Origin of the sequence: Pseudalkalibacillus berkeleyi (assembly GCF_021608225.1) — a bacterium.
In the GTDB taxonomy this organism is placed as follows: Bacteria; Bacillota; Bacilli; order Bacillales; family Fictibacillaceae; genus Pseudalkalibacillus; species Pseudalkalibacillus berkeleyi.
Window position 1 is genome coordinate 766,607 of the sequence record NZ_JAKIJS010000001.1, and the last position, 25,177, is coordinate 791,783.

At 37.3% G+C, this 25,177-nt stretch carries 28 protein-coding genes and 1 tRNA gene; 17 read left to right on the top strand and 12 right to left on the bottom strand.

What is annotated here, in order from left to right:
* The first annotated feature begins 7 nt into the window (after positions 1 to 7).
* Together L2716_RS04080 and cysC are read left to right on the top strand one after the other, a co-directional pair.
* Positions 8 to 1,771, top strand: coding sequence for an SLC13 family permease (locus L2716_RS04080; RefSeq protein ID WP_236332036.1), 1,764 nt, complete (start codon positions 8 to 10; stop codon positions 1,769 to 1,771).
* Between the two features lie 12 nt (positions 1,772 to 1,783).
* Positions 1,784 to 2,392 carry an adenylyl-sulfate kinase gene (gene cysC / locus L2716_RS04085; protein ID WP_236332038.1) on the top strand — a complete coding sequence of 203 codons (609 nt, stop codon included), beginning with the start codon at positions 1,784 to 1,786 and terminating at the stop codon, positions 2,390 to 2,392.
* Between the two features lie 49 nt (positions 2,393 to 2,441).
* Here the strand turns inward: cysC and L2716_RS04090 are convergent, their stop codons facing one another.
* Positions 2,442 to 2,714, bottom strand: a complete 273-nt coding sequence (locus tag L2716_RS04090) for a hypothetical protein (RefSeq protein ID WP_236332040.1) — start codon at positions 2,712 to 2,714, stop codon at positions 2,442 to 2,444.
* 395 nt (positions 2,715 to 3,109) lie between these two features.
* Complete coding sequence (locus L2716_RS04095; protein WP_236332042.1) at positions 3,110 to 3,871, bottom strand: hypothetical protein; 762 nt, start codon at positions 3,869 to 3,871, stop codon at positions 3,110 to 3,112.
* Between the two features lie 107 nt (positions 3,872 to 3,978).
* Here L2716_RS04095 and L2716_RS04100 point away from each other — a divergent pair, with 107 nt between their 5' ends.
* On the top strand, positions 3,979 to 5,160 hold the full coding sequence (locus L2716_RS04100; protein ID WP_236332044.1) for a BMQ_0737 family morphogenetic spore coat protein: 1,182 nt from the start codon (positions 3,979 to 3,981) through the stop codon (positions 5,158 to 5,160).
* A gap of 150 nt (positions 5,161 to 5,310) precedes the next feature.
* Here L2716_RS04100 and L2716_RS04105 read toward each other — a convergent pair whose 3' ends face one another.
* On the bottom strand, positions 5,311 to 6,591 hold the full coding sequence (locus tag L2716_RS04105; RefSeq protein WP_236332045.1) for a UDP-glucose dehydrogenase family protein: 1,281 nt from the start codon (positions 6,589 to 6,591) through the stop codon (positions 5,311 to 5,313).
* Between the two features lie 176 nt (positions 6,592 to 6,767).
* Between L2716_RS04105 and L2716_RS04110 the strand changes: the two genes are divergently transcribed.
* The 4 genes from L2716_RS04110 (at position 6,768) to L2716_RS04125 (ending at position 9,884) form a co-directional block, all read left to right on the top strand.
* Complete coding sequence (locus tag L2716_RS04110) at positions 6,768 to 7,589, top strand: UTP--glucose-1-phosphate uridylyltransferase (RefSeq protein ID WP_236332047.1); 822 nt, start codon at positions 6,768 to 6,770, stop codon at positions 7,587 to 7,589.
* Positions 7,590 to 7,689: 100 nt separating this feature from the next.
* Positions 7,690 to 8,571 (top strand): coiled-coil domain-containing protein, encoded by an 882-nt coding sequence (locus tag L2716_RS04115; RefSeq protein WP_236332049.1) that lies wholly within the window; start codon positions 7,690 to 7,692, stop codon positions 8,569 to 8,571.
* 97 nt (positions 8,572 to 8,668) lie between these two features.
* Entirely contained in the window at positions 8,669 to 8,908 is a 240-nt protein-coding gene (locus L2716_RS04120; protein ID WP_236332051.1) for a hypothetical protein, read from the top strand.
* Positions 8,909 to 8,984: 76 nt separating this feature from the next.
* Positions 8,985 to 9,884: an MBL fold metallo-hydrolase gene (locus tag L2716_RS04125; RefSeq protein ID WP_236332053.1), complete on the top strand. Its 900-nt coding sequence runs from the start codon at positions 8,985 to 8,987 to the stop codon at positions 9,882 to 9,884.
* On the opposite strand, the gene L2716_RS04130 is transcribed toward L2716_RS04125, so the two are convergent.
* From L2716_RS04130 to L2716_RS04145, 4 genes are all read right to left on the bottom strand, one after another.
* Positions 9,868 to 10,551 (bottom strand): DUF421 domain-containing protein, encoded by a 684-nt coding sequence (locus L2716_RS04130; protein WP_408005319.1) that lies wholly within the window; start codon positions 10,549 to 10,551, stop codon positions 9,868 to 9,870. The two genes, L2716_RS04125 and L2716_RS04130, sit on opposite strands and share 17 nt — an antisense overlap.
* A gap of 135 nt (positions 10,552 to 10,686) precedes the next feature.
* Positions 10,687 to 11,109, bottom strand: a complete 423-nt coding sequence (locus L2716_RS04135) for a GNAT family N-acetyltransferase (protein WP_236332055.1) — start codon at positions 11,107 to 11,109, stop codon at positions 10,687 to 10,689.
* The gene (locus tag L2716_RS04140) at positions 11,109 to 11,627 is read right to left on the bottom strand and encodes a YjcG family protein (protein WP_236332058.1); all 519 of its coding nucleotides are present in this window, start codon (positions 11,625 to 11,627) and stop codon (positions 11,109 to 11,111) included. Before L2716_RS04140 ends, L2716_RS04135 begins: the two co-directional genes overlap by 1 nt.
* Before the next feature lie 100 nt (positions 11,628 to 11,727).
* Positions 11,728 to 12,456: an alpha/beta hydrolase gene (locus tag L2716_RS04145; protein WP_236332060.1), complete on the bottom strand. Its 729-nt coding sequence runs from the start codon at positions 12,454 to 12,456 to the stop codon at positions 11,728 to 11,730.
* 139 nt (positions 12,457 to 12,595) lie between these two features.
* Here L2716_RS04145 and L2716_RS04150 point away from each other — a divergent pair, with 139 nt between their 5' ends.
* Both L2716_RS04150 and L2716_RS04155 read left to right on the top strand, forming a co-directional pair.
* On the top strand, positions 12,596 to 13,150 hold the full coding sequence (locus tag L2716_RS04150) for a phosphatidylglycerophosphatase A family protein (protein ID WP_236332062.1): 555 nt from the start codon (positions 12,596 to 12,598) through the stop codon (positions 13,148 to 13,150).
* Between the two features lie 188 nt (positions 13,151 to 13,338).
* Positions 13,339 to 13,413, top strand: a tRNA-Val gene (locus L2716_RS04155).
* Positions 13,414 to 13,749: 336 nt separating this feature from the next.
* Here the strand turns inward: L2716_RS04155 and L2716_RS04160 are convergent.
* The gene (locus tag L2716_RS04160) at positions 13,750 to 13,923 is read right to left on the bottom strand and encodes an aspartyl-phosphate phosphatase Spo0E family protein (protein ID WP_236332064.1); all 174 of its coding nucleotides are present in this window, start codon (positions 13,921 to 13,923) and stop codon (positions 13,750 to 13,752) included.
* Positions 13,924 to 14,077: 154 nt separating this feature from the next.
* On the opposite strand from L2716_RS04160, the gene corA reads away from it, so the two are divergent.
* Together corA and L2716_RS04170 are read left to right on the top strand one after the other, a co-directional pair.
* Complete coding sequence (gene corA, locus L2716_RS04165) at positions 14,078 to 15,133, top strand: magnesium/cobalt transporter CorA (protein WP_236332066.1); 1,056 nt, start codon at positions 14,078 to 14,080, stop codon at positions 15,131 to 15,133.
* A 73-nt stretch (positions 15,134 to 15,206) separates the two neighbouring features.
* Positions 15,207 to 16,715: an MDR family MFS transporter gene (locus L2716_RS04170; protein ID WP_236332068.1), complete on the top strand. Its 1,509-nt coding sequence runs from the start codon at positions 15,207 to 15,209 to the stop codon at positions 16,713 to 16,715.
* Positions 16,716 to 16,800: 85 nt separating this feature from the next.
* On the opposite strand, the gene L2716_RS04175 is transcribed toward L2716_RS04170, so the two are convergent.
* Both L2716_RS04175 and L2716_RS04180 read right to left on the bottom strand, forming a co-directional pair.
* Positions 16,801 to 17,175, bottom strand: coding sequence for a VOC family protein (locus L2716_RS04175; RefSeq protein ID WP_236332070.1), 375 nt, complete (start codon positions 17,173 to 17,175; stop codon positions 16,801 to 16,803).
* Positions 17,172 to 17,915, bottom strand: coding sequence for a sulfite exporter TauE/SafE family protein (locus L2716_RS04180; RefSeq protein WP_236332072.1), 744 nt, complete (start codon positions 17,913 to 17,915; stop codon positions 17,172 to 17,174). Before L2716_RS04180 ends, L2716_RS04175 begins: the two co-directional genes overlap by 4 nt.
* Before the next feature lie 125 nt (positions 17,916 to 18,040).
* Between L2716_RS04180 and ccpC the strand changes: the two genes are divergently transcribed.
* From ccpC to L2716_RS04200, 4 genes are all read left to right on the top strand, one after another.
* On the top strand, positions 18,041 to 18,922 hold the full coding sequence (gene ccpC / locus L2716_RS04185) for a transcriptional regulator CcpC (RefSeq protein ID WP_236332075.1): 882 nt from the start codon (positions 18,041 to 18,043) through the stop codon (positions 18,920 to 18,922).
* 66 nt (positions 18,923 to 18,988) lie between these two features.
* Entirely contained in the window at positions 18,989 to 19,708 is a 720-nt protein-coding gene (gene dapD, locus L2716_RS04190; protein ID WP_236332077.1) for a 2,3,4,5-tetrahydropyridine-2,6-dicarboxylate N-acetyltransferase, read from the top strand.
* A gap of 21 nt (positions 19,709 to 19,729) precedes the next feature.
* Positions 19,730 to 20,854 (top strand): N-acetyldiaminopimelate deacetylase, encoded by a 1,125-nt coding sequence (locus tag L2716_RS04195; protein WP_236332079.1) that lies wholly within the window; start codon positions 19,730 to 19,732, stop codon positions 20,852 to 20,854.
* Positions 20,855 to 20,959: 105 nt separating this feature from the next.
* Entirely contained in the window at positions 20,960 to 21,205 is a 246-nt protein-coding gene (locus L2716_RS04200; protein WP_236332081.1) for a YkuS family protein, read from the top strand.
* 37 nt (positions 21,206 to 21,242) lie between these two features.
* Here the strand turns inward: L2716_RS04200 and L2716_RS04205 are convergent, their stop codons facing one another.
* Together L2716_RS04205 and L2716_RS04210 are read right to left on the bottom strand one after the other, a co-directional pair.
* Positions 21,243 to 21,443 (bottom strand): ChaB family protein, encoded by a 201-nt coding sequence (locus tag L2716_RS04205; RefSeq protein WP_236332083.1) that lies wholly within the window; start codon positions 21,441 to 21,443, stop codon positions 21,243 to 21,245.
* Between the two features lie 56 nt (positions 21,444 to 21,499).
* Positions 21,500 to 22,342 carry a mechanosensitive ion channel family protein gene (locus L2716_RS04210; protein WP_236332085.1) on the bottom strand — a complete coding sequence of 281 codons (843 nt, stop codon included), beginning with the start codon at positions 22,340 to 22,342 and terminating at the stop codon, positions 21,500 to 21,502.
* A gap of 357 nt (positions 22,343 to 22,699) precedes the next feature.
* Here L2716_RS04210 and L2716_RS04215 point away from each other — a divergent pair, with 357 nt between their 5' ends.
* A complete protein-coding gene (locus L2716_RS04215; protein ID WP_236332088.1) occupies positions 22,700 to 23,248 on the top strand; it encodes a peroxiredoxin in 549 nt (182 codons plus the stop codon).
* 162 nt (positions 23,249 to 23,410) lie between these two features.
* Positions 23,411 to 25,165: an ABC transporter ATP-binding protein gene (locus L2716_RS04220; RefSeq protein WP_236332090.1), complete on the top strand. Its 1,755-nt coding sequence runs from the start codon at positions 23,411 to 23,413 to the stop codon at positions 25,163 to 25,165.
* Positions 25,166 to 25,177: the final 12 nt, after the last annotated feature.

The window sequence follows — 25,177 nt, forward strand, 5'->3', positions numbered from 1 at the left end:
ATAGCAAATGATGGAAATTTGGATTACCTATACGGTAATAGGCTTCATGTTTTTGTTCTTAATCGCTAATTGGTATAGTGCTGAGGTTGTTATACTCAGTGCGGTTATTATATTGATATGGAGTGGAATTCTGACCATTCCTGAGGCATTTAATGGATTCATCAATGAAGGAGTTCTTACAATTGCCTCGTTATTTGTAATCATGAATACACTTCAAAAACACCCTGCATTTATAAAAATCACGAAGATTATTTTTGGAAATAAACAGACACTGAAGAGTGGTTTAGTACGTATGATGGCTGTAACTGGCGCGTTTTCTAGTTTAATGAACAACACACCTCTCGTCATACTTTTGACCCCAATCGTCAAAAAATGGTCTGACAAGTATAACATTTATCCTTCTAAACTATTGATCCCTCTTTCTTATGCCGCCATCATCGGAGGTATGTGTACGCTCTTAGGTACTTCTACCAATCTAGTCGTCCATACATTATTACAAAAAGAGGGTTATGATGGTTTCTCATTATTTGAGCTTAGCTTTATAGGTATTCCGTTTTTTGTAATTGCTTTGATTTATATGATCACGTTCGGACATAAGTTATTACCTGAGCGTGTCTCCATCCATATGGATGATCTACAAAGCACTCAATTTAATGTGCAAGCCATTGTGAATGATTCTTTTCCTTGGATCGGAAAATCAATTGAACAAGCCGGACTAAGGCACCTTAAACAAAGTTATGTTATGGCAATTCTAAGGCAAGGTGAGTTTATTTTCCCAGTAACTCCGGACCAGAAAATATGTTTGAACGACCATCTTCTACTAGTAGGTGATCAATTATCTGCAGATGAATTGAAGCGTTTTGAAGGGCTATCCATTCAAGCGTCTAATTTTGAAATTGGAGGGCAAGGATCCGAATTCAAATTATTAGAAGCCACAATTCCACTGCACTCTGCATTTATTTCATTAAGTATTAAAGAAATCGGATTTCGTGCGAAGTATGGAGGCGTAGTTGTAGCTGTTTATAGAAATGGTCTGCGAATGAATGGTAAAGTTGGATCTATCCGCTTAAAAGCCGGAGATATGCTTTATATTCTTACGACAAAAGATACTGTTCAATACGAACGTCTGGAAAGAAATTTATTATTATTATCTACTTATACGCCAGAGAAAGAAGTGAAAATGAGAGATTGGATACCAGTGATTTTGTTTGGTTTAATGATCTCCGTAGTTACATTTGGCCTTGTGCAAGTGGCCCAGGCTGCGATAACAACTGCATTACTGTTGTTGATATTGAGGAGTACTACATTTAATGATGCCAAAGATTCAATTAAATGGGATGTCCTATTTATTATAGGAGGAGCCTTTGGAATAGCTGAGGCGATGATTAAAACTGGAGCAGCTCAATATTTATCTAATGTTCTTTTGCGATCTCTAGATCAATTGACGCCTTTTTTCTTACTGTTACTTATTTACGTCATAACAAATCTTCTCACCGAATTGATTACAAATAACGCAGCAGCCGTCATCATGTTCCCGATTGCCATGTCTTTTGTTCAAGAATTGTCGTTAAACCCAGAGCCATACGCTGTTGCCATTGCCATAGCTGCTTCAGCTAGCTTTTCGACCCCTATTGGATATCAGACTAATTTACTTGTATATAGCACAGGTCAATATCGATTCAATGATTTTATTAAAGTAGGCATACCATTAAATATACTTGGACTAATCATATCTATCATGATCATTCCATTCGTATGGCCATTAAATTAGGGAGGTGGTCTTATGACTTCAAATTTATTCTGGCATCACCAAGATGTTTCTAAGAAAGCCAGACAACTGTTAAATGGACATAAAAGTTTCGTTATTTGGTTTACAGGATTATCAGGATCGGGGAAATCCACGATAGCAAACAAACTGGATCGGTCCTTATACCGAAACGCGATTTCAACTTATTTATTGGATGGAGATAATTTAAGAATGGGACTGAACAGTGATCTAAGTTTTAAGCCTGAGGATCGTGCAGAAAACATCCGAAGGGTAGGAGAGGTTGCTCGCCTATTTGTAGATGCAGGTATTGTAGTATTAGCAACATTCGTATCCCCATATCGTGAAGATCGTGAATTTGTCAGAAGCCTATTTAACAAGGATGAATTTATTGAAGTGTATGTAAAATGTAATATGGACACATTAAAAGCCAGAGACCCTAAAGGGTTGTACAAAAAAGCATTGAACGGTGAAATCGAAAACTTCACAGGTATTTCGGATCCATATGAAGTACCTGAAGATCCTGAAATCATTGTGGATACAAACATGATGTCTGCTAGCGTATGTGTGAAACAAATTCAAAACTATCTTTATAATAATGGCTATTTACCAAAAAAAAGTAGTTAAACTAAAATAAGGCTGAATTAATCAGCCTTTAATAAGGTAGACAACCTATTTAATCACTATTCACTTCAAGGAATAATGCATCAATCTTGCGACAATCAACAATGACTACATTACGCTCATCCTCATCTCCATCATCTTCTTGGATGAACTTGACACAGCATGTTTTATCATCAAAGCATACGAAGATTAAATCCTCAATTTCTTCTCCGTTCACGATGATTTTTTCTACTTCTTCTCCGACACTTAACCCTTTAAGTTCATTACATATACATGTATCACATGCATTGTCTGTTTTTTTCCAATCTTTATCAAATAAACTCATTCGGCATCCTCCTTTCAATACATAGAACTCTATAAAGCTTATTTTAAGATACTATATTATATTGAAGGTGCCGAAAAAGGAGTGGTTGAGTACCTAAATTTACTATAAATGGTTGTTCGCCTTGTCCTTATGAGAGGATAACCTTTAATACAGAAAAACCAACATACCATATTGAGGTGTTGGTTTTCATCGACAATCATTGATTAGGCTTCCATGTCACTTTTCCACATGACTTGCAACCAGATTGAGGTTTTCTTTCAAATAAATCTATTTTCTTCTTATTATTCCTCTTTCTTTTTACCTGTTTATATAAATCGATTACATCTTGTTTTCTCATGTCCTATCACCTCTAAATAAGATATTGTATGTTATTCGTACAAGGTAATAGAGGTGTGCTATTTCCTGAAAAATGGATTAATGACTTTAGTTTCTGCATTTTTATTTTGTTTCTTAAAAGGATTAATCTTTGAAGTCTCCGAATTTGTATTATTCTTAAAGGGATTAATGGGTTCTCCTTGTTTCTGTTCTTCAGGAGGAATGAGGAATTTAGGCTTTTCAGGCCAAGAAGGCTGTAACTGGTAAGAGGACAATGCAGGATTGATTGGTGCAAGCACTTTCCTGAGCAGGTTTTCATAGGTTGAAGTAGTGATTGATAGTGGGTGATTAGCAGATTCTGATTGGCACGTTTGAAGAATTAAATAGGTTAACCATTCTGCAATTTCTTCACATTGATTTGGATTCCAATAAACTTTCGTATCCCTATTGGTGATAATTGGGTTAAATCCTTTATAAACCCAATCCAGTGTGGATTTAAATGGTCCCTTTTGCTTCCTATATTCATAAACATCTTGGTCTGATTCCACTGATAAATACGACACAGAATCAGGTTCTCTAAACGATGAAAGCACTAAATGTTCTTCATTTTTGTGCGTTGTCGATAATGACACATCTGTATGTTTCAATAATTGATTCAAACGATTGAATTCTTTTTTATTCAAACCAATAATTCGGATCGTGTAATTTGATAAACCACCAACGAGATCTTGTTCGGATTCATTCCATATAAGTCCCCAGAAAACTGCAATCTGTTTTAATGCTTCAAGTTCGTCTATAGGTAGCATACATAACTCTCTTCTATTATATGAAACTCGATGCATAGCTTTTCCTCCCTCAAAAATAGGCATTAATCTTTGTGTCATTAGCCGTCGTATTCCCATAGTATGTATTGAATCTTCAGTTCATGATGAAGAAAGGAAGGGAAACTATGAGTCATAAAAAACACAATATACCTAAAGCTACCAATAGCTTACAGGATGAGTGTATTCGCGTACAAAAAGTGTACGACTGGGTAACCGATGCACTTACCGTTCGTAAGACGGTCCTTTTTACCCGCGAGCAGATAAAAGACATTGAAGAAGCGATGGAAGACCCTGGTCGTCGCCCTTTACGTCTTATCTGTGAGCCGCCTGAAACACCACCAATTTTCCCTCTAAACAACAGACGCAGTCATGATCACGATCATGATGATGATAATTTAGAATTCATCTGCGAGCAAGTTGGAGAAAAGCGTGATGTTACAATATCAACAAATGGCGGTTTCGTTGATGCACAGCTAGTAGAACTTTTAATCAGCACGGATTTGAGAATAGTTGTTGTAGATCGCCACGGTTGTATTGTAACTAAATCTAATATCAACGCTTCGGTTTTTGAGTCATTTGTACTTTGCTATCCAGATGGAACAGATCTTTTCTGTAAAGTATCTAAGATCTTCTGTAAAATTCCATCAGGAACAGTGTTATTGAACTCACCAGCACCAGAAAGCTTCGATATTGAAATTACATTCTGTCTCGACATTCAAGTAGAAGCGGAAGTGAAGCTAGAAGTACTTGCTAAATTCTGCTCTCCACGAGATAACGATTTGATTGCACCTGAGTCAGTTGATCAGTGTCCAAAAGTATCGTTCCCTCCACAATGTCCAGATATTTTCCCACGACCTAACTGTGACTGCTCTGCTGAAGGGGAAGCAAGTGGTAATACAGGAGAGGACTCATCTGCTACTGGTCGATTAGCTGTACTCGTAAACATTTGTCCTGACTGTAGTTTAGTCGACAGTGAGTTGAGAGGTAGTTTCAGAGATACAGACACGAGTGATGGTACTGAAAGCTTTAACTTTACTGCTACAACATTTGATCAAGATACACTTTGTTGTGAGGAAACACGAGGTGGCTTGAAACTGATCATCAGTGGTGAAGGTAAGGTAGACGGTAGAACAGTTGATTACAACTTTGCAGTAGTTGATGATAACTCAGGTACACAATTCCAGCTTCAATTGATCGATCGTAGGGGTAGAACGATCTTTGATTCAGGAGTCGTAGATTCTGACGAGGGCGAAGTTAAAGTAGAAGATTGTGTCACTTTCGCTGACATTAAAGTGAAAAGACCTTAATAGTAAATAAGAAAAAAGTGATCCGAGTAACTTTTCGGATCGCTTTTTTTTTGAGTTTTTTGAATCGTTACAGCTCAAACCTTAACTAAACAATTAAAAAGCTGACATAGAGAGTCCTAATGTCAGCTGCATTATACTTACAATCTCAGATTAGTTACGGCCAATTGCAACATATTGTAATCCGTGTACTTCAAGTTCAGATTTTCTCAAGCAATTTCGTGCATCTAGTACATGTTTTCCTTTCATTAATTTACTAATCAAAAGCCAATCCACATTAAGAAATTTATTCCATTCGGTAGCTACTACGATCATTTCAGCATCAATAACTGAATTGTATATATCTGTACATTGGTAAGTGCCTTTGATTGTATGATTGGCTATAGGGTCATAAGTGGTTAAGATAGCTCCTTGATCTTGTAAACTTTCGATTAGTCTTAAAGAAGGGGAATCACGACAATCATCAGTATTCGGTTTAAATGAAAGTCCCCATATTGTTATTTTCTTCTTATCAATACATCCTAACGTTTCTACAATTTTATGAACATAGTTGCCTATTTGGTTACGGTTAATTTGTTCAACTGCCTCGAGAAGAGTTGGCTGTATCCCTTTAGTTTGAGCTGCAAAAGAAAGCGACTGGATGTCCTTTGGTAAACAATACCCGCCATATCCTAATCCTGCCTTTAAGAAGTGGGGACCTATTCTAGGATCAGTGCCAAGTGCTTCTGAAACAGTTGTTATATCACCATTGTATACCTCGCAAATGATTTGCATTTGATTAATGAAAGATACTTTCGTAGCGAGAAAGGCGTTCGATGCATATTTAATAATCTCTGCATTAATTGGACTCGTAAATATATAGTTGGATGAAATATCTTTATATAACTCGAGAATCACTTCCAAGTCACTCTCATTTCTTCCACCCACGACCACTTTATCAGGATGTTGTAAATCAGATAATGCTGAACCTTCTCTTAGAAACTCTGGATTCGAAATAACTGTGCAGTTATGAGTAGGTACCCCTGATTGAATTAATTTTTGCATAATATAATCATTCGTTCCTGGGGGAACGGTACTCTTGATAATGATCGTTTTTGGTTCATTAATAGCGCACTGGAGGTGATCTATTACACTATTGATGTAGGATAAATCTGTTTCCCCTTTATCGTGGGAAGGGGTACCAACAGCGACAAAAATAATGGCATTTTTTTGTATACTTGCAATCACTTCATTTGAGAAATGCAAAGACTTATTCTCTAACTGCTCTTGAATGAGTTCTTCTAACCCTTCTTCAACAATTGGGCATTTACCTGAAAGTAAAAGCTTAATCTTTTCATCGTCTGTATCGACACAGGTGACTTGATGGCCCCATTTGGATAGCATTGCACCTGTTGTTAAGCCAACATAACCACATCCGATGACACAAATATTCATTGAAATCACCTCCAACCTATTAAAGTTCAAATCCATATATCCTATTTTAATTGACTCAAATCGGTGAGGGTTAAAGATATAAAAGTATATGTCCGAGCCTCATTTTCACAGTGACCTACACTACAACATCAACTTGTGAATAAGCTATTGTATGAAACTTAAGGGGGCATTAAAAGTTGATCAAAAAAGCAATTATACCTGCTGCGGGTTATGGTACAAGAAGTTTACCCATTACTAAGGTACTTCCTAAAGAGATGTTCCCAATTAATGGTAGACCGGCCATTCATTATATCGTCGAAGAGGCAGTACAAGCTGGTGTAGAAGAAATCTTGATTGTTGTTTCAAGTAATAAGAATATGATTGTGGACTATTTCGATACTTCTCTTGAACTCGAAGCATTCCTTAAACTAACGAATAAATCGAATTTACTCGATAAATTAAGAACACCAGATGTCCATATTCAATATACAAGACAACCGTATGCACGAGGGTTAGGTGATGCGGTCCGCCTTGGAAAGTCATTTGTTGGTAATGACCCGTTCATGGTGTTACTCCCAGATGATATCATTCTCAACAAGAATGGTTCTGTTACAAAACAAATAATGAACGTATTTAACGAATTACATTCTCCCGTTATCGCTCTTAGGCATGTCAGAGACGAATGCCTTAATCAATATGGAGTTGTTGAACCGACGTATCATTCTAGACACATACATGAAATTCGATCTATTGTTGAGAAGCCGCAAACAAATCCGCCTTCTAATTTAGCTGTTATAGGAAGATATGCGTTTACTTCCAATATTTTTGAATATCTCACAAGGCAAGAAGAGAGTGTGAATAGTGAAGTGCAGTTGACAGATGCAATTCAAACGATGTTAACGAACGAAAAGTGTTACGGATTCGAGGTTGAAGGAGACCGGTACGATATTGGAATTGAGAAAGACTATATACAATTATTACAGAGATTGAATGAGGAGAAAGATGAACAAGGGAGTTGACATCTAAATGTTCAACTCCTTTTGAAAAATCAAGTTCTTGTAAACCCATTTGAGTGATATACATATGATAAGGATATATGCCCGGTTAGGAGGGGACTTTATGAATCCGCAAAAAGAATTAAGTTATGACCGGCTTGCATCACGCACGAAATATTATCAGGAGAAATCTCTACAACTTGAGAAGAAATTGTTGTTCGCTGAAGAAAAAATGGAGCAATTGGAGATAGAATTAAAGGATGCAAGAGAGAATGATGAATTAAACGAGAAAATACAACAACAAGAAGAAGAGCTAGAGGCTTATCATCAAGAGGTTCATCGATTAAAGGAGCAATTGTCTCAATCTAACCTAACAGCTATGACGAAGAAAATATTAAGTTTCGAAGAATTATTAGAAACGGTAGAGAAAGAAATCAATGAAAAAGAAACATTAATTGAAAGTTATAAAAGTAAAATAAAAAGCTTGGAAAAGCGGATCAAAGTGAAAAACAATTCACCAGAAGAATTAGGGAGTAAGCTAGTCGATAAAGAGAATTTGCAATTAACTGCATATTTTAACCACAGTTTAATCTGTAAAAGCGAAAGTTCTTATGTCATCCATGGAAGTTTTCACATGACAAATAATGGAACTGAAGAGTTAGATCAACCACTCGTTTGCTTCCGTTTTCAGCCAATTGATTATACGAATTTAAAAGGGAAGATTAGTTCGTTAGAACAATCAACGATATCCGAAGAGAAACAAGAAGCTGACCAATGGGTCTACATCGAGAATGAGTGGGCGAAGGAAGCAAGGGAAAGAGGAGAAATTTGGGTTGCTCCCATGCATGACCTTACAATCCAACCCAATCAAACTATTTCAATATCTGATTTCCAAATACCAATTAAAAAGCAATTTGAAGATAGTATCATAATAGAAGCATTTGTCTATTTCCAAAATAAGGAATACAGAGCAAGGGCAATGAATCAAATCGCATTAAATTTTTAATACCCATAAATCATAACTTTTTACGAATATTATTAGACAATAACGGGTATAGGAAAAAGAGTGTAACAAGGGTGAAAATTTAAGAGTAGGTGATTCCATGGGTTATGTGCCGCCATATCTAGCTGATCAGAAAAGAATTTACGCAAGCAGAACGCAAGAGACATATTCTCCCTACAAGCTTCAATTACATCCAGTTGAAAGAATCCATTTTGAAAATGCAACTGAAAAGAACATGGAAAATGATAGGTATAATCAAGAGTATGAAGACTCAAAAGCATTCAGAAAAATATATTCAGATTTGACAGGAAAAGGACAGAACATAAACGAAAGTATATAAGGACTGGCGAGGAATGCATCGCTAAGTCCTATTTTTTTTTGTAAAATAGATTGGTAACGAATAGGGGTTGACCGATATGGAATTGATACAGCTGAATCACACTTGTTATTACTTTAATGGTCCGGTGAATGTTGGATATGTTAACAGAGGAAATTGCGGTCTTATTATTGATACTGGAATAGACAAGCAGAATATGAAGAAGATTCTCAAGGCATTAAAAGACAAGTCATTGCCAATCACACACTTGTTTATTTCCCATGCTCATGCAGATCATTATGGCGCAGCAGATTACTTGCAAAAAACAATAGATATCTACACATTTGCTCCACAGGTCGAAGAAGCTATTCTCAAATATCCAATTTTAGAGCCTTTATATTTATCTCAAGGTAATCGTCCTTTAAATGAGATGCGTAATAAATTTTTGGAAGCTCCACCGACTCGTATTGATCAAGTGGTGAGCGATGGGCCATTATCCATTGATGGTCTAGAAGTTGAGGCAATTGCACTTCCAGGGCATAGTATTTACCAAGTCGGCTTGAAGGTGGGACACATCTTATATGCGGCAGATAGTTATTTTGGGGAAGCCCAGTTAGACAAGCACAAGATACCATTTATTATCGATGCCCAGGCTACACTTGCTTCGATAGAGAAACTATTATCTATGACCAATGTCGGCATGATCCCTGGTCACGGTGTATTCGAGGAAGATCCCACACAGACACTTATACGTAACTACGATCATCATGTGAACATTATTTCAAATATGTATGATGTATTGAGTAATCACAAAGATGGTTGTTCTTTCGAGATCATAATGAAATCCTTGTGTGAGCACTGGGAAGTAGAGATTGCATCTCTTTCAATATGGTCTCTTTACCGAACGGCAATTTACTCTTATCTTATTAAGGGTATAGAAGATGACCGCATCTCTTTTGAATTAAAGGATTTTGCCCCGTTGTTTACTTTGAATAAGTAGTAATGAGTAATTGATCTGGAGATTGCCATTCTGCATGGAGAACATCCGTTATGTGAACAATATCCTGTTCGAAAAGCTTCTTCTTCAACCATGTTTCATTTCTACCTAGTTCTTGTAGATTATCATACACAATTTCTCCATCTAAAATAAGGGAGATTGGAAGGGACACATCTACTATAGGTAAGTCAAGATCTTTTCTTGTAACTGAATCTACATCAGATTTTGGTAACACGCTTATTGTACCGTTCGTTTCTAGAATCGCGTATTCTACATCGTAAAGAGAGAAGTACCCCTTTTGTCGGATCAATCCCTGTAATTGATTAATATCTAACTTGTTTTTCTTTAAAGATGGGTATAATATTTTCCCCTTATGAATGACAATGACCGGCTGTCCTTCTAAAAAGCCTCTGACACTTTTCTTTTTTTGCGTCCAGAATTCGATTAAATAGACTAATAAGCCCCAAATAACTAACGCATAGGTGATTGAGAAAATATTTACATTTTCATCATAAATGGCATTTCCTAATAACTCTCCAAGAATTAATGAAGAAATGAAGTCAAATGGTGTGATTTGAGAAATTTGTGTCTTACCCAGTAAACGAGTTACAAGAAAAAGCATGACAAATCCCAAAATCAACTCGATTGTTAATTGTGTGAAAGGCACAATACGTTCCTCCGATTCCTTCTTAATATGAACAGTTTGTTCATGAGGAATCGGAATTAAACCTATACCTTTAAAACAAAAGCAAGAAAACGACCTTAAGAATCAGGTCGTTTTCTAAAACAATAAGGGGATGTGATCCTAAACAGACTTTTTCATGGCAACATGAGGAATTCCTGCATCCATAAATACGTCAGAATAAGTTTCATATCCCAATTTACTATAGAATTGTTCAGCTTGTGTTTGTGCGTGTAACACAAGCTGGTTAACAGAACTTTCAGATGATACGGTTTCCATCTTCTGCATTAATAATTTTCCGACGCCCGACCCACGATACTCTTTCAATATGCAAACGCGTTCCACTTTCGCATAGTCTTCAACAAACCGTAGTCTGCCAGCGCCAATCGTTTTCTCACCATCATATACGACAAAGTGAGTACAATCATTTTCATATTGATCAATCTCTTCTTCCTCAGGTACGTTCTGCTCATCAATAAACACTTTTGAACGTACTTTGAGCGCATCTTGCTTTTGAGAATCACTAGATGCCACGACAACTTCCATTATCGTACTTTCCCTAAATGAAATGTCTCATATACTGTCCATGATCCATTCTCTAGCTGGTATAATAATTGGAAGCGATCCACTGGTTCAGAATGATCGATATCCATCATCTTCATTGATTCAAGGACATCATGATGTTCTTCATCTGGTAACTTTTGAGCAATAGTAATGTGTGGAACAAACGTATATGGACGTTCGCTATATAACTCATCCTTGTGTAACTGTTCATGTAGTTTACTAAGTCTTTCTTCTTCTTTAACTTTGAAATAAATAACGTTATTAACTGGGTGAAATGATCCAACTTTATAAACGTTAATGTTAAATGGTTGGATATTATCTGAGATTTCGTGAATTTGACGCGTCATTTCTTTCAATTCGTCTTCATCTTCGACATCGAACGGATCTTTTAATGTCAAGTGAGGAGCGATTAAAGCATAATGAGGGTCATAACGTTTACGATAGGAATTTACCAAGTCTTGTAGTTTTTTTGATGGAAAAATGGCTATACCATATTTCATAATTTCCCTCCTCGAACTTCATTCTTTACATTAGTTCATTTAAGCAATTCCATTATAGCAAATTTTCTTACTATTTCATACTCGGATAAGGTTCCATTGTTTAAATTGGATAAAGGAATTTCAGGGCTTTCGGTATATCAGGCTGCCAATATGTCCACTTATGATCTCCATCAAATTCCTCATAATAATATTCACCAAATGACTTGCTAGCAAACCTTTTATTTAATTCTCTATTTGGTGTGATGAAGTCCTTCTGTTTCCCATTAGTTGTTTCCACTTCTGTCTCGCCTTTACCTGCAACATGATAAACAGATAATAAGGATGGATCCTTAACGTTCGTAACAAGGTCAAGAACTTTGTCATTGACATATGGAGATTGTAGAGCTATCTTCCCAAACGTCCTAGGATACTCAAGAGCAGTCACTAGCGATACAGTGGCACCTAGAGAGCTTCCTATGAGTCCTCGTGCACTTGCAAGCTCTAGGGTCGAATATTCATCTTCAATGAATGGTAGCAATTCATAAACGAGGAAACGAACATACTTTTCATGCTCTTCTCCAGATGGATGATACTTCCGCCTACGATCTTGAACGTCTTTATAAGGTACACCTACAATAATGTATTCTTCGACTGCACCATCTTCAAACAAGGTCTCTGAGGATCTTGCGATTTTTCCGAGATTAAAATAATCCTTTCCATCCTGCGCAATAAGAACCGAATACCTTAATAGCGGTGTATAAGATGGAGGGAGGTAAACGTGTAATTGTATTTCTTCATTTAGAATTTCGCTGTAAATATTTCTTTCTTCTCTTTTTCCTTGCTGTGCCATGTATAATCAACCTCCAAAATGTTCACGATTGTAATGATATAAAAGTTGTAAAAGTATTAACCTGAGATTGATTGTAACATAAATGGTATAATCAATATAAGCAAGCACTACTGCACAGATACAGAAAGGGGAGTCTACTATGAATAAAAGGATCCATAGTAAAGAGGTTAAAGCTGCAACAATGAAACTCATAAAAGAGCGTGGCGTTGAGATTATGGATGTAGCTGAAATCGTATATGAAATGCAAATTCCTTATGCTCCGACCTTGAAAATGGAAGAATGTATAGAAAGCGTAGAGGCTGTTCTAGAGAAAAGGGAAATACAACATGCATTATTAGTAGGTATAGAGTTGGATAAGTTAGCAGAACAAAAGAAACTATCTGAACCTTTACAATCAATCGTCGAAACGGATGAAGGTTTGTTTGGAGTAGATGAAACCATTGCAATGGGTGCAGTTATGGGTTATGGCAGTATAGCGATTACAACTTTCGGACATTTAGATAAACAGAAGATTGGCATTATTGAGAAGCTTGATACGAAAAGAGGCAATGGTGTACACACTTTTCTAGACGATTTAATCGCAAGCCTAGCTGCTAATGCTTCTAGTCGTTTAGCACATAGAATTCGAGATCGTGAAGAAAACTTGAAAGAAGAAGAAATCCGAAGGCGTGATGAGGAAGAGCGGATCGGTTAGTATTCATTCTATATGAGTACTTCTAGTCATGCACCATCTTATTGGTGGTGTATGACTATTTTGGATACGGATACATTGTAATAAAAAGTTTGCTAAACTTATTGACAGAAGTCTAGCTTGAAAGTATAGTAATTATTGTCCGCTATAAACGTTTTAACATTAGCGAAGTGAATGATTGTACAATAGATGGGGCATTAGCTCAGCGGGAGAGCACTTGCTTGACAGGCAAGGGGTCACTGGTTCAATCCCAGTATGTCCCACCATACATAAACATTTGAGCACCTTTCATTAGAAAGTGCTTTTTTTATTGCAATCGTTTGATTTAACAAAAAGACATCCACGTTGAGTAGGTACCTGCTCAACGTGGATGTCTTTTCTTGTTCGTGATGTAAGAACAGAAAAGATGGTTGAGTATTCATTCTTTGAATCATACAAAGGTCATCTGTCATGTGTGTAATCAGTGAAGTCAGGGTATAGTAGTAGGTATCTTGAGGATTGTGGATTCTAGTTTGTCATTACCTAGATCTGTAGAAGGTTTTAAAAAGGTAGTTTGCGCGCATCCCTATTTATTTCATCTGTCGCAATATATTAGAATAGGATTATGATATTTTCCTTAAATGATAATCACGATCCCTAAGTTGATTAGAAAGATGAAGTTGTAGAAGACGGTCTAATTCTTGGCTGCATTTTAATGTTTGTGTCGATGACATCCCAAAGGTTTTAGCGGTTTCTAACATTTGTGCTCGTTTTCGCTCGATTGTGATAGATAGCATTATTTGTCCCCTCCGTCTTAATTCGAATTAACCTTGTACATTATCTTACAAAAACAAGAGATTTAAAATACTTTCGTCTAAACTTCTTATGATTCGACAGAAATAGTTAGCATTTACAGAAATGGTCGACAAAACTTAAATGGTGGTGAATTAAATGGGCATAGAACAAGATTTGGAGCGAAAAAAAGGGCTACCTCCTGGGTCTCTCGTCTATGTTGGTGATGAAGTAGCATCGTCAACGAAAATTTCGGTAATCGATTACATAGGTGATGATTTAGTAGAAAAGGAACTTGATAAAATTCAAGATGTTTATCCATATACTAAAACCAATTCTGTAACTTGGGTGAACATAGAGGGATTAAACGATATTGATGTCTTTAAAGAAATTAGAGATGAATTCGGTATTCATCCGTTACTGATTGAGGATATATTGAATACGGAACATCGACCGAAAATCAATATTTTAAATGATTACGTAGTTATGATTTTAAAAATGGTCTGGTTTAACAAAGAAGAAGTAGAGATAGAAGAAGAGCAGATTAGTGTAATTATCAAGGATCAAACAATCTTTACGATCCAAGAGAAAGAAGGAGACGTGTTAGATTCAGTTAGAAAAGCAATCCGTCAAAACCTAGGTAAAATTAGAAATATGAGTGCAGGTTATCTAGTTTATTCAATTCTCGATGCAATCGTCGACCAATATTTATTCGAGTCTGAAAGGATATCCTCCGACATCGAACAGTTAGAAGAAGATATGGTAATAGATCCAGATCAGACGGTTTTACAGCAAATTTATCATTATAAAAACATCGGCATGCATTTGAGAAAGCTTGTTTGGCCTGTGAAAGAAATCATTGGTGGGCTAGAAAAGTCGAAAGTCATTGATATGAATACAGGTTTCTATTTGAAAGATGTCAGTGATCATATCATTCACGTGATGGACACGGTTGAAATGACTCGATCCATGGCTGCGAACTTACTGGATGTCTATTTCTCTAGTGTAAGTAATAAGATGAATGAAGTCATGAAAGTTCTAACGATTGTTTCAACAATCTTTATACCTTTAACATTTATTGCTGGAATTTATGGGATGAACTTTGCACACATGCCTGAACTAGACGAAGCCTGGGCGTACCCTGTTGTTTGGGGAATTATGATTGCTATGACACTTGGAATGATTCTCTTCTTCAAAAGAAAGAAGTGGTTCTAATTCTTCCTTAAACCTTCCTTACTAATGTTAAAATAGTAGGTGGAATATCATAGAATAAATTGGAAGTGAATTTATGACGAAGGAAGAAATCGTTACAAGAATTAAAGAAAAAACAACATTAAGACCCCTCGTTCTGACATCTGTTATTTTAGCGATGTTCATGGCAGCGATTGAAGGTACGATTATATCAACAGCCATGCCTAGTATCGTCGCCGACTTGGGTGGGTTCCGTCACTATAGTTGGGTGTTTTCTTCGTATTTACTCATGCAAGCAGTCACGATCTTAATTTATGGGAAGCTATCAGACTTGTTCGGAAGAAAGCCTGTCTTTACATTTGGAGTTAGTATGTTTTTGATCGGTTCCATCTTATGTGGATTTGCGGAATCAATGCTATTATTAATTGTTTTCAGGCTTATTCAAGGATTTGGAGCTGGGGCAGTTATGCCGATTGCAACAACGATTGTTGGAGACATGTATACAATGGAAGAACGGGCGAAAATACAAGGCTATCTAGCAAGTGTTTGGGGGATATCTGCTGTTCTCGGACCTCTTCTCGGAGGATTCATCGTAATATATTGGGATTGGTCATATGTCTTTTGGTTAAATGTACCCCTAGGTATTCTTGCGATTGTCGGTACGAACCTTTTCTTACATGAGGATATTGAGAAGAAGAAACACAAAATTGATTACATAGGTGCCACGTTCATCTTCATAGCGGTTAGTAGTTTAATGGTTGCACTCATTCAAGGTGGAGTGTCTTTACCTTGGAGTTCTTGGCAAATCATTGGGTTACTGATCATGTTTGCAATTAGTTTTCTTCTATTCATCTATCAAGAAAATAGGGCAAGTGAGCCTACGATGCCTTTGAGTATTTGGAAAGATCGGCTCATCACATTGGCTAATTTAGCTTCATTAACATCAGGAGCTATATTGTTCGGTATTTCTTCTTTCTTACCGGCGTATGTACAGGGTGTAATGGGAGAATCTCCACTTATTGCTGGATTTACGTTGACTACGATGTCCATTGGCTGGCCGATTGCTTCAACAATTGCCGGTAAATTGATTGTTAAAATAGGCTTCCGTCCTGTTGCGATTGGAGGCGGAATTGCACTCATTATCGGTTCAATCTTCTTCCTTACTCTAGAAGCATCGAAAGGTCCTATTTGGGCAGGAATCGGTTCATTTATAATAGGTGTTGGTATGGGACTTACGACAACGACATTCATCGTTTCGATTCAATCCTCTGTTGATTGGAAGAAGCGAGGGGTAGCAACTGCATCCAACATGTTTATGAGAATATTAGGTAGTGCAATCGGTGCGAGCTTACTTGGAGGAATTCTAAATAATCGACTGAACAACTTCCTACAAGAAAACAATGCAAACATGGACGAATCCCTTTCAATTGATGCAGCCAACGTTTTACTCGAGGAATCCCAACGGAAGAAGCTTTCACCTGAAACATTATCTATACTTCAAGATGGGTTGTCGCTTGGAATGGATAGTGTATACTGGGGTGTTTTCGGACTTGCCGTGATTAGCTTCATCCTTATTGTATTTTTACCTAAGAAGGGATCTGTCTAATAAGTCCATAGGAAGAAAAGGACCAAGTAGGATGCTCAACTGCTTGGTCCAATCTTTTAGAATTGAGCATGAAAGATAGAATTCTTTAAACTGATGTTAATTCCACAAACTCAATCCTATTTTGAAAAGGGTCATAGAATGAAAATCGTTTCATCCCTGGAATTTGAGTTTCTTCTTTAATGGAAACATTTTGTTCAATGAAGTGTTTTTTGATTATATCTAAATTTTCGACTTCAAAGGCAGGGTGCCGCTTACTGATTCCTGAATGGGTCTCAGTTCCGATATGCAATTCGATGTCAGCTACTGTAAACCATAATCCACCATTCGCTTTTAACGCATCTGGCTTTTCAATCTCTTCTAATCCTAATATTTGAGAATAAAATTGCCTCGCTTTATTTTCTTCACCTGTAGGAATACAAATTTGGATATGGTGGATTCGTTTAATTTGTAAACATTTCACAATAGATCTCCTCCAATAAGTTTAATGAACAGTTGTATAACTAACAAAATCGTAATCACCCGTAATAAAATCTTGACGAAGGATTTCGGAAATTTACCAGCTATTCTAACAGCTATTTGTGCACCTAATAACGAGCCTATCGCTAATGGGATCGCCACATCCCAAGTTACAAACCCAGTCACATAATAGCTTATGAAGGCACCAAAGCAACTTAGAAATGTATTGAATCGGGTGAGTGCGATCGTTCTTAGGTAAGTGACACCTTGGTAAAAGAATAAATACATTTGCATTGTAGCTTGACCAGGACCAAACATGCCATCATAAACTCCGATACCAAATAATCCTGGGAAGGTCCATTTTGAAAAAGGCTTTTCACTCGTATTCACACTAAGCGGTTTTCCTAAGAATGATAAGAAAAGGGCAAAGACCAACAAGCCTATTCCAATCCACAACATGGTTACTTCTGAAAGTGATGAAGTGACTAATCCCCCTAGAAGGCCACCAGCGAAACTAAATGAAGCGATCTTCAATGCTGATTTGAAATCCACCTCCCGTTTTCTTAAGAGAACAAAGAAGCTTGAAAACGAACTAATCATGTTTGAGAATTTATTGGATGCAATGGCATTGTGTACAGGTATTCCCGAAACTAACATAGCCGGTAGATTAATCAGTCCACCACTACCAGCAAGTGTACCTACAAAAGAAGCAAATAACCCTATCATTAGTAACGTAATGAACATGATTGGTACCTTCTTCCATCAGTCGGTTTACTATTATCTTACGTGAGCATTAGTTATAATAAAATTAATAATATTTTATACTTTATGATAAGAATAACTTATGGATGTAAGGTGAGTGATTTGTTATGCAGTTGACTGAATTCAATGTCTTGAGTGTACTAGGAGAAGAATTAAATATGCGTAAAGCTTCTGAACGGTTGTATGTATCTCAGCCAGCGCTCAGTCAAAGGTTACAATCAATTGAGCAGCGATGGGGAGCGAAATTATTCATCCGATCTCAAAAAGGGCTCACGCTAACACCTGCAGGCGAAAAAGTAATCGAGTTTGTCAATAAGACGATACAGACAGAAGAAGATGTGAGAGACGAAGTTTTATCATTAGGAGATGTTGTTCACGGGACGTTGAAATTAGCGGTCGCATCGATTATTGGACAGTACTGGCTTCCGAAAGTATTGAAAGAATATGTGGAGCTATATCCGAATGTTAAAATTTCACTAGTAACGGGGTGGAGTAGTGAGGTTCAAAGACAATTGTATAGTGATAATTTCCATGTCGGTATCATACGAGGTCAACCTGATTGGAAGGGGCCAACTGAACATTTAATGTCTGATGAATTACATTTAGTAGATACGAAGATCCAGTCGCTAGAAGACCTGAAAGAAACCAATAGACCATTTATTCAGTTCAGGAGTCATTCCACCTATTATCAAGAGATCCAGGAATGGTGGTTAAGTCAGTTTAAAACATCACCAAAACGAACAATCGTAGTTGATCAAATTGAAACATGTAAACAGATGGCGTTGAATGGCATTGGTTATGCAATTTTGCCATCGATTAGCTTACCCAAAACGGAATCAGCGATTCACACGATCCCAATATTAAATGAAAAAACAAAGCCTCTTAGTCGAGATACGTGGATTATTTACAGTGATGCCTCTAAACAACTGAAGCAAGTGACGGCATTCATTGAACTGATTAATCGAATGAAGAAAAACGGTCATACTTAACATTCCAAGTAAAATACGATAAAATGAATCCGATTGTGATAAGAGAATATGAAGGAGGAAATAGGAATGAAAATGATGGATGCAAACGAAATTATTTCGTTTATTCAAAATAGCGAAAAGTCAACGCCTGTTAAGGTACATATTAAGGGGCAGTTGGATGGAATTGACTTCGGCACAAACACGAAGACCTTTATTACAGGAAACACAGGTGTACTTTTCGGAGAGTGGAAAGACATTAAACAAGTTATTGAGCAAAATGAAAAGAAAATCGAAGATTATGTCCTAGAGAACGATCGACGTAACTCAGCGATTCCATTACTTGATCTTAAGGGAGTTCAAGCACGAATTGAGCCTGGAGCAGTAATTCGTGACCAAGTTGAAATTGGTAACAATGCGGTCATCATGATGGGTGCAATGATCAATATCGGGTCCGTTGTTGGTGAAGGAACGATGATCGATATGAACGTTGTTCTAGGAGGACGAGCTACTGTAGGTAAAAACTGTCACATCGGAGCAGGATCAGTACTTGCTGGTGTGATTGAACCACCTTCAGCTAAGCCAGTCGTTGTTGAAGATGGCGTGGTAGTCGGTGCGAATGCAGTCATATTAGAAGGGGTAACAGTTGGAGAAGGTTCTGTAGTTGCAGCTGGAGCAGTTGTAACAGAAGACGTACCACCTATGTCCGTTGTAGCTGGAACGCCTGCACGTGTTATTAAGAAAATTGACGAGCAAACAAAAGGAAAAACAGAGATTAAGCAAGAATTGCGTCAATTGAAAGCTGATTAATAGATAAGGGAGAGAGCAGTGTTGATGTCATTGAATGAACTCATTCAAATACGTCGCTCTCTACACCGTATACCAGAGCTGGGTTTTCAGGAAGTGAAAACCCAGCAATTTTTATATCAATATCTTCAATCGTTGCCACAAGACAATATTGAAGTTGTTGAATGGAAGACTGGTTTATTGGTTAAGGTGAATGGAGCGGCACCTACAAAGACAATTGGATACCGTACAGATATTGACGGATTACCTATTGAAGAGGAAACGAGTTATGATTTCAAGTCCGAACACCCTGGTATGATGCATGCATGTGGTCATGACTTTCATATGACGATCGCGCTTGGTGCTTTGACGCATTTTGCGCACAATCGTCCTAAAGACAATCTTCTTTTTATATTTCAACCTGCTGAAGAGGGACCAGGAGGGGCATTACCCATATTAGAAAGTGACGCCTTTAACAAGGTCCGTCCTGATATGATCTTTGCACTTCATATTGCACCAGATTTGCCAGTTGGTACGATTGGTACGAAAGAAGGGCTATTGTTCGCAAACACTTCAGAACTATTTATTGACCTTGAAGGTTTAGGTGGACATGCAGCATACCCCCATAAAGCGAATGATATGGTAGTTGCAGGAAGTCATCTTGTCACACAATTACAAACGATTGTGGCAAGAAATATCAATCCTCTTGATTCTGCTGTTGTTACAATCGGTAAAATAACCGGTGGAACGAAGCAAAACATCATTGCTGAAAAAGCAAGGTTAGAGGGTACAATTCGTACATTATCTCCTGAAGCAATGAAAGATGTTCAATCGCGTATCGAAGCAATCGTATCAGGTATTGAAACGAGTTTTGATTGTAAAGCTGAAATTGATTACGGTGCAAACTATTATCAAGTGGATAATGATCCAGCGTTGATTAAGGACTTTAAAAAATTCATGGAAACGAGTAAATATCACCTTATTCAAAGTGATATGGCAATGACTGGTGAGGATTTCGGTTACTTCTTGAGAGAAATACCAGGTTTCATGTTCTGGTTAGGAGTCGAGACTGACTTTGGACTTCATCATTCGAAAATCGAACCGAAAGAAGAGGCATTGGAAGTGGCCGTAAACTTAATTATTGAATATTTATCTTATCAAACAAACTAGAGCCTAGATTAAGGGCTCTTTTTTTTGTGGGTAATTTTGGTTCTGAAAAGAATAACAGATGATTAAAGAGGATACTTTAAAAATAAATACAAGGAGGTGGAAGGTATGCCACGAATTGGAGTAGAGCAGTCATTGTCCTCAGTACAAGAGGCATTGAAAAGTAAAGGATATGATGTGAAAGAGCTGAAGCAGGAACAAGACGCAAATGACTGTGATTGTTGTGTAATCTCAGGGCAGGATGAAAATGTGATGGGAATTCAAAATGCAATCACACAAGGTTCAGTCATTAATGCACATGGAATGTCCGCAGATGATATTTGCCAACAAATTGATCAACGTTTCCAACAATAATAGATGACAAAGAATAGGGTCGCTTAATCGCGACCCCCTATTCTTTTTTGACCCAGTTGTCTTTTTCATTCTTCGTATATTTTTCCTTCACTGCATTCCATGCGACTTTATGAGCGGTTTTTTCTTGATCATACTGTTTACTTGCTGAATTGAACGCTTCCTTATAGATCTCTTTTGCATGTTTAGGAAGGTTGTCCTTCACTTGATCAGGTAATTCATTTATAGAGTTATAAGGCATAAGAAAGTACCCTCCTTTTTGTAAAGAAGGGTACCCGTTTTCTAATCGTTCAAAACTTATTTGTCTTCGTTCTTGTGGACATATACTTGATGTGGGAATGGGATTTCAATTCCGTTCGCATCTAGTGCTTGTTTCATTGCTTTACGTAGTTCACGTTCAACGCCCCATTGCATATCTGTTTTTGCTTGTGCGATGACACGGAGGACAACATCAGATGATCCGAGTGATTGGACACCAACAACATTTGGTCCATCCACAATGTTTTCATTTGTTTCTGCTACACGGTTACATGCTTCTTGTAATACACTGATCGCTTTATCAATGTCATCGTCGTACGATATACCAATATCGACAAGTGCTCGCATATTTCCTTTAGAGTGGTTACTAACTGTTGTGATTTCACGATTTGGAACAAAATGTAGCGTTCCATCAAAACCGCGAATATGAGTTGTTCTCAATCCGGTTTCTTCCACAATACCATCCATTCCAGCAGTTGTGACATAATCGCCTACATCCATCTGTTTCTCTAAAAGGATGAAAAAGCCTGTAACAACATCGCTAACGAGTCCTTGAGCTCCAAAACCGATTGCAAGACCGACAACACCTGCGGCAGCAAGTAGACCTGCGATGTCGATTTCGAAAGTACCCAATACAACAACTGCTAAGATAAAGATAATCACATATGAGAAAATGCTCTTAGTCAAGCTTTTAAGTGTTTGGGCACGTCCTGGTGACATGTCTTTTTTGGTTTCTAACTTTTCAAATGATGTACGAATGATGCGATTTCCAATGCTTCTAACAATCGCAAATGCGATGAAAATGAAGACAAGTTTAATGGTTAAAATACCTAGGTTTCTAAGTATTTCAGCCCAATCAATATTAGAAATAATTTCTGGCAAAATTCTTCAACTCCTTATGACGTGATTGATCGGCTAGTAACACTATAACGAAAATGTTAGGTGTCTCGCAATCAATATGGCTATTTATAAGTATATCCTTTGAGATGATTACGGAAACACGTTAAAATAAACAATGACATGGAATTCTCTAATAGGGGAATAGTAAATATGTCGAATGCGCTATATTAAATTAATTCTCATTTAATATTGACTATTAATAAGGGATTAACTATAATATAGCTGTATTGAATTAGAGTTAAGAAGGTTGCGTATTCCTTTTCTTGAGGTTAGGACAAGCCTTGATATTGGAATTGCGTATATCTTTTTTATTAAAAATCTTGTAGGAGGTTTTACACAATGGCAGAACGTATGGTAGCAAAACAAGCACCGCGCTTCGAAATGGATGCGGTACTTCCAAACAAAGAATTCGGTAAGGTAAGCCTTGAAGAAAACATGAAGAATGATAAGTGGACAGTGCTTTTCTTCTATCCAATGGACTTCACATTTGTATGTCCAACTGAAATCACTGCACTTAGTGATCGTTCTGATGAATTTGAAGATCTTGATGCTGAGGTAATTGGTGTATCAACAGATACAGTTCACACTCACTTAGCTTGGATCAACACGAATCGTGATGATAACGGTCTTGGACAATTAAAGTATTCACTAGCTGCAGATACGAATCATAAAGTATCTGAAGATTATGGTGTCTTAATTGAAGAAGAAGGTGTAGCACTTAGAGGACTATTCATCATCAGCCCTGAAGGCGAGTTGATGTACTCTGTTGTGAACCATAACAACATTGGACGTGACGTTGATGAAACACTACGCGTTCTTCAAGCGCTTCAAACTGGTGGACTTTGCCCTGCAAACTGGAAGCCAGGTCAAGAAACACTTAACGTATAATTAAACATCTTCTATAGGGGAGACTGACATTGTAGTGTCAGTCTCTTTTTTATGTCCTAATCTTTGAAAATTTAAGCAAAAATATGGTTATTTATTTCGGAATCCGTTATATTATGTATATTATGACTTTTTAAACAATACATAAAAGGTAGGTGTTTTTTGTTGGATACGTTTAAGCGGCTAAAAGATTTCTATTGGCCTTATCGTAAATACTTTTTCTTGTCGGTTTTTTCATTATTATTTGTTTCTGGAATTACAGTACTTTATCCAATGCTTTTGCAATTCACGATTGATGAAGTCATTGTTAATGAACAATATATGTGGATTCCATATTTGGCTATTGGATTTATCATCGCCATGATGATTAAAGGCGCAGCCACATTCTTCCATCAATATTTAGGTGATTTGTTCGGTGTTACAGCGGTATATAAATTACGGGAAGCCTTATATAAGAAGCTGCAGTACTTACCATTTCGATATTATGACAATGCAAAGACCGGAGACCTAATGTCACGCTTAACAGCTGATGTGGAAGGGTTTCGGTTCTTTTTATCCTTTGGGTTCGCACAGATTATCAACTTTCTATTACTCATTTCATTTAGTTTAGCTGTTATGTTTTATTATTCAGTCCCATTAGCACTTGTTACCCTTGGCATGCTACCGTTTCTTGCTGTTGCCGTATATCGGTTCGACAAACGTGTACATCCAGCTTTTCGTGGTATCCGTAAATCAATGGGGCAGTTGAATACGAAAGTACAGGAAAATGTAAGTGGGATCAACACGATTAAATCGCTTTCTAGAGAAGATTTCGAAATAAGTAAATTTGTTAACAATAACAAGGATTACCGCGATAACTATTTGAATACATCAGATATTTGGGCAAAATATTTCCCTGTTATGGAGTTAATCGGGAATCTCTGTGTCGTATTTTTACTTTCGTATGGAGGATTCCTTGTCATTAATGATGATTTAAAGCCTGGAGAACTCGTGGCCTTCTTCAGTTTAGTTTGGTATATCATTTGGCCAATCATGATGCTCGGATTTGTCATCAACACATTTTCACAATCCAAAGCATCTGGAGAACGTTTATTAGAAATTCTTGATGAGCCTGAAGATATTCAAGATATCGATCATCCACTTGAGGTTGAACGTATGCTCGGTGAGGTAGAGTTCAAACACGTTACTCACAAATATGCGAGTGAGGATGAAGAAGCATTAACTGATGTTTCATTCAAAGCTCCGAAAGGTACAACAATAGGCTTACTTGGAGCAACCGGATCTGGGAAGACGACGGTGACTCAATTGATATCTAGATTCTATGAACCAGAAGAAGGGTCAGTATTAATTGATGGAAAAGACATTAAGGAATACTCTATTCAATCACTTCGAAAAAATGTAGGTGTTGTGCTACAGGAGACATTCTTGTTTTCTTCTACAATCCGAGACAACATTGCATATGGGAATGCGGATATTGCACTTGAGCAAGTAGAGAATGCTGCCAAACGAGCTCAAGCACATGATTTCATAATGGAATTACCTGATGGTTATGAAACGGTCCTAGGAGAAAGAGGGATGGGACTATCAGGTGGTCAGAAGCAGAGGATTGCCATTGCTAGGGCGATCTTATCAGATCCTAGTATATTAATTCTTGATGATGCAACGAGTGCTGTGGATATGGAGACAGAATTTAAGATTCAAAAGGCATTCCAAGAGGTGATGAAGGATCGAACGACGTTTATCATTGCGCACCGAATCTCATCATTAAAGCATGCTGATGAAATTCTAGTGTTAGAAGACGGACAAATAGCACAACGAGGAACACATGAGGAATTAATTGAACAAGAAGGCATGTATAGACGTGTTTATGATATACAATACAAAGACAAGAAAGTGATCAATCAAAAACAGACGGGTTAACGGGGGTGAACA

Coding starts and splice junctions, on each gene's coding strand:
- L2716_RS04080 (WP_236332036.1), top strand. CDS start 8: ATGATGGAAATTTGGATTACCTATACGGTAATAGGCTTCATGTTTTTG.
- cysC (WP_236332038.1), top strand. CDS start 1,784: ATGACTTCAAATTTATTCTGGCATCACCAAGATGTTTCTAAGAAAGCC.
- L2716_RS04090 (WP_236332040.1), bottom strand. CDS start 2,714: ATGAGTTTATTTGATAAAGATTGGAAAAAAACAGACAATGCATGTGAT.
- L2716_RS04095 (WP_236332042.1), bottom strand. CDS start 3,871: ATGCATCGAGTTTCATATAATAGAAGAGAGTTATGTATGCTACCTATA.
- L2716_RS04100 (WP_236332044.1), top strand. CDS start 3,979: ATGAGTCATAAAAAACACAATATACCTAAAGCTACCAATAGCTTACAG.
- L2716_RS04105 (WP_236332045.1), bottom strand. CDS start 6,591: ATGAATATTTGTGTCATCGGATGTGGTTATGTTGGCTTAACAACAGGT.
- L2716_RS04115 (WP_236332049.1), top strand. CDS start 7,690: ATGAATCCGCAAAAAGAATTAAGTTATGACCGGCTTGCATCACGCACG.
- L2716_RS04120 (WP_236332051.1), top strand. CDS start 8,669: ATGGGTTATGTGCCGCCATATCTAGCTGATCAGAAAAGAATTTACGCA.
- L2716_RS04125 (WP_236332053.1), top strand. CDS start 8,985: ATGGAATTGATACAGCTGAATCACACTTGTTATTACTTTAATGGTCCG.
- L2716_RS04135 (WP_236332055.1), bottom strand. CDS start 11,109: ATGGAAGTTGTCGTGGCATCTAGTGATTCTCAAAAGCAAGATGCGCTC.
- L2716_RS04140 (WP_236332058.1), bottom strand. CDS start 11,627: ATGAAATATGGTATAGCCATTTTTCCATCAAAAAAACTACAAGACTTG.
- L2716_RS04145 (WP_236332060.1), bottom strand. CDS start 12,456: ATGGCACAGCAAGGAAAAAGAGAAGAAAGAAATATTTACAGCGAAATT.
- L2716_RS04150 (WP_236332062.1), top strand. CDS start 12,596: ATGAATAAAAGGATCCATAGTAAAGAGGTTAAAGCTGCAACAATGAAA.
- L2716_RS04160 (WP_236332064.1), bottom strand. CDS start 13,923: ATGCTATCTATCACAATCGAGCGAAAACGAGCACAAATGTTAGAAACC.
- corA (WP_236332066.1), top strand. CDS start 14,078: ATGGGCATAGAACAAGATTTGGAGCGAAAAAAAGGGCTACCTCCTGGG.
- L2716_RS04170 (WP_236332068.1), top strand. CDS start 15,207: ATGACGAAGGAAGAAATCGTTACAAGAATTAAAGAAAAAACAACATTA.
- L2716_RS04180 (WP_236332072.1), bottom strand. CDS start 17,915: ATGTTCATTACGTTACTAATGATAGGGTTATTTGCTTCTTTTGTAGGT.
- ccpC (WP_236332075.1), top strand. CDS start 18,041: ATGCAGTTGACTGAATTCAATGTCTTGAGTGTACTAGGAGAAGAATTA.
- dapD (WP_236332077.1), top strand. CDS start 18,989: ATGAAAATGATGGATGCAAACGAAATTATTTCGTTTATTCAAAATAGC.
- L2716_RS04200 (WP_236332081.1), top strand. CDS start 20,960: ATGCCACGAATTGGAGTAGAGCAGTCATTGTCCTCAGTACAAGAGGCA.
- L2716_RS04205 (WP_236332083.1), bottom strand. CDS start 21,443: ATGCCTTATAACTCTATAAATGAATTACCTGATCAAGTGAAGGACAAC.
- L2716_RS04215 (WP_236332088.1), top strand. CDS start 22,700: ATGGCAGAACGTATGGTAGCAAAACAAGCACCGCGCTTCGAAATGGAT.